The sequence below is a fragment of the Mesorhizobium sp. M4B.F.Ca.ET.089.01.1.1 genome (assembly GCF_004022605.1).
In the GTDB taxonomy this organism is placed as follows: Bacteria; Pseudomonadota; Alphaproteobacteria; order Rhizobiales; family Rhizobiaceae; genus Mesorhizobium; species Mesorhizobium abyssinicae.
In genome coordinates this window covers 1-3,498 of the sequence record NZ_RZOS01000528.1, presented here as the reverse complement: position 1 = coordinate 3,498, position 3,498 = coordinate 1, and the positions used below count along the sequence as shown (strand labels likewise).

3 protein-coding genes are annotated in these 3,498 nt (G+C 64.2%); all 3 read left to right on the top strand.

Features of this window, described 5'->3' with window-relative positions; all coding sequences use genetic code 11:
- Positions 1–1,221: glucose-1-phosphate adenylyltransferase (gene glgC, locus EN780_RS29965; protein WP_128276094.1), on the top strand; the 1,221-nt coding region annotated here is incomplete at its 5' end.
- Between the two features lie 22 nt (positions 1,222–1,243).
- Complete coding sequence (gene glgA / locus EN780_RS29960) at positions 1,244–2,689, top strand: glycogen synthase GlgA (protein ID WP_128276093.1); 1,446 nt, start codon at positions 1,244–1,246, stop codon at positions 2,687–2,689.
- On the top strand, positions 2,690–3,498 hold an 809-nt coding region (locus tag EN780_RS29955; RefSeq protein WP_189556850.1), incomplete at its 3' end, for an alpha-D-glucose phosphate-specific phosphoglucomutase.

The following is a 3,498-nucleotide window of genomic DNA, read 5'->3' as shown; positions in this document are numbered from 1 at the left end:
GCCTACGTGCTGGCCGGCGGGCGCGGCAGCCGTCTCAAGGAACTGACCGACCGCCGCGCCAAGCCCGCGGTCTATTTCGGCGGCAAGACGCGCATCATCGATTTCGCGCTGTCCAATGCGCTGAACTCCGGCATTCGCCGCCTCGGCGTCGCCACCCAGTACAAGGCGCATTCGCTGATCCGCCACCTGCAGCGCGGCTGGAACTTCCTGCGCCCCGAGCGAAACGAGAGCTTCGACATCCTGCCGGCCAGCCAGCGCGTCTCCGAGACGCAGTGGTATGAAGGCACGGCCGACGCCGTCTACCAGAACATCGACATCATCGAGGCCTACGGCCCCGAATACATGGTGATCCTGGCCGGCGACCACATCTACAAGATGGACTACGAGCTGATGCTGCGCCAGCATGTCGACGCCAATGCCGACGTCACCGTCGGCTGCCTCGAAGTGCCGCGCATGGAAGCGACAGGCTTCGGCGTCATGCATGTCGATGCCAAGGACACCATCATCTCCTTCATCGAGAAGCCGGCCGACCCGCCCGGTATCCCCGACAAGCCGGACTTCGCCCTGGCCTCGATGGGCATCTATGTGTTCAAGACCAAATTCCTGATGGAGCAGCTGCGCCGCGACGCCGCCGAGCCCGGCTCCAGCCGCGACTTCGGCAAGGACATCATCCCCTATGTCGTCCAGCACGGTAAGGCGATCGCGCACCGCTTCGCCAAATCCTGCGTGCGCTCGACGGCCGAGAACGAGGCCTATTGGCGCGACGTCGGCACGGTCGACGCCTATTGGGAGGCCAATATCGACCTGACCGACGTCACGCCCGAACTCGACCTCTACGACCGCGACTGGCCGATCTGGACCTATGCCGAATTGAAGCCGCCGGCAAAATTCGTGCATGACGAGGATGGCAGGCGCGGCTCGGCGGTTTCCTCGCTGGTCTCGGGCGACTGCATCGTCTCCGGTGCTTCGCTGAAGAAAAGCCTGATCTTCACCGGCGCGCGCATCAATTCCTATTCGACGCTCGAAGAAGTCGTCATGCTGCCGGACGTGCATGTCGGCCGTAACGCCAGGCTGAAGCGCGTCGTCATCGACCATGGCGTGCGCATCCCGGAAGGACTGGTGGTGGGCGAGGATGCCGCCCTCGACGCCAAGCGCTTCCGCGTCTCGGAGAAGGGCATTTGCCTCGTCACCCAGGACATGCTCGACAAGCTTAAACTGTAGACAGGATGGGATCATTAAGCGCATGCAGGTTCTGTCGGTCACGCCCGAAATCTTCCCGCTGATCAAGACCGGCGGGCTTGCCGACGTGACCGGCGCCTTGCCGATCGCGCTGGCCGGCAAGGGCGTCGCCATGCGCACCCTCATCCCCGGCTACCCTCAGGTGATGGCCGCCTTCAAGAAAAAGAAGGCCGTCTACCAGTATCCGCTGCTGCAGGGTGGCAAAGCCTCTATCCATGCCGTTCAGATCGCCGGGCTCGACCTCTTTGTGCTCGACGCGCCGCATCTGTTCGACCGGCCGGGCGGCCCCTATGGCAATGCCACCGGCGCCGACTGGCCAGACAATTGGCGGCGCTTCGCCGCACTCAGCCAGGTTGGCGGCGACATCGCCGGCGGCGCCATCTCCGGCTACCAGCCCGACATCGTGCACGCCCATGACTGGCAGTCGGCGATGGCGCTTGCCTATATGCGCTACGGCAAGGCGGTCGGCGTGCCGTCGCTGATCACCGTGCACAACCTCGCCTTCCAGGGCCAATTCGGCGCCGGCATCTTCGGCGAACTCGGTCTGCCGGGCGTGGCGATGGCGCTCGACGGCGTCGAATACTATGGCGGCGTCGGCTATCTCAAGGCCGGCCTGCAGGCCGCCTGGGCGATCACCACGGTGAGCCCTACTTACGCGCAGGAGATCCGCTCGCCGGAATTCGGGATGGGCCTCGACGGGCTGATCAACATGCGCGCCATCGATCTCCACGGCATCGTCAACGGCATCGATGTCGACATCTGGAATCCCGAGACCGACAAGCATCTTGTGGCCAATTATTCGGCCGAGACGCTTGCTGCGCGGGCCAAGAACCGCAAGGCGGTGGAGGACCGTTTCAATCTCGAGAGTGACGACAGTCCGATCGTCTGCGTCGTCAGCCGGCTGACCTGGCAGAAGGGCATGGACATTTTGGCTGCGGTCGTCGACGGCATCGTCACCGCCGGCGCGCGCCTCGCCATCCTCGGCTCCGGCGACGCCGGCCTCGAAGGCGCGCTGCTTGCTGCCGCCGCCCGCCATCGCGGCCGCATCGGCGTCGTCGTCGGCTATGACGAGGCGCTCTCGCACATCATGCAGGGCGGCTGCGACGCCATCGTCATCCCGTCGCGTTTCGAGCCTTGCGGGCTGACTCAGCTCTACGGCCTTCGCTATGGCTGCGTGCCGGTCGTCGCCCGCACCGGCGGGCTGGCCGACACCATCATCGATGCCAACGAGGCAGCGATATCGGCGGGCGTTGCGACCGGCTTCCAGTTCGCGCCGAACAATGGCGGCGCGCTCGTCCATGCCGTTCACCGGCTGGTCAGCGCGCATGCCAATCCCGCCGTTTGGAGCTCGATCCAGCGCCAGGGCATGAAGGCCGATGTCTCCTGGGACAGGAGCGCCGAGAAATATGTCGAACTCTATCGCCTGCTGCTTTCGAAAAGGGTTGCCTGAATCATGATACGGACCGTCGCCACCAAACCCTATCTTGACCAGAAGCCCGGCACCTCCGGCCTGCGCAAGAAGGTGCCTGTGTTCCAGCAGGAGCACTATGCGGAGAACTTCATCCAGTCGATCTTCGACGCTCTGGAAGGGTTCGAGGGCGAGACGCTGGTGATCGGCGGCGACGGCCGCTTCTACAACCGCGAGGTCATCCAGAAGGCCATCGCCATGGCTGCCGCTAACGGCTTCGGCAAGGTGATGGTCGGGCAGGGCGGCATCCTCTCGACGCCGGCCGCCTCCAACATCATTCGCAAATACAAGACCTTCGGCGGCATCATCCTGTCGGCCAGCCACAATCCGGGCGGCCCGCACGAGGATTTCGGCATCAAGTACAATGCCGGCAATGGCGGCCCGGCGCCGGAGAAGATCACCGACGCGATCTTCGAGAAGACCAAGACGATTTCGAGCTTCAAGATCGCCGACATCGGCGCGATAGACATCGACAAAATCGGCACGGTCAAGGCTGGGGGTATGACGGTCGAGGTGATCGATCCGGTCAGCGACTATGCCGAGCTGATGGAAAACCTTTTCGACTTCGATGCCATCCGCGCCAATTTCAAATACGGCTTCCGCATGCGCTTCGACGCCATGCATGCGGTGACCGGCCCCTATGCCAAGGAGATCCTCGAGCGCCGGCTCGGCGCGCCGAGCGGCACCTGCCGCAACTTCAAGCCGCTGCCGGACTTCGGCGGCCATCATCCGGATCCGAACCTGGTGCACGCCAAGCATCTCTATGACGAGATGATGGGCCCGGACGCGCC

What these genes read in the sequence shown, in the direction of transcription:
- glgA (WP_128276093.1), top strand. Translation starts at nt 1,244, where the DNA reads ATGCAGGTTCTGTCGGTCACGCCCGAAATCTTCCCGCTGATCAAGACC.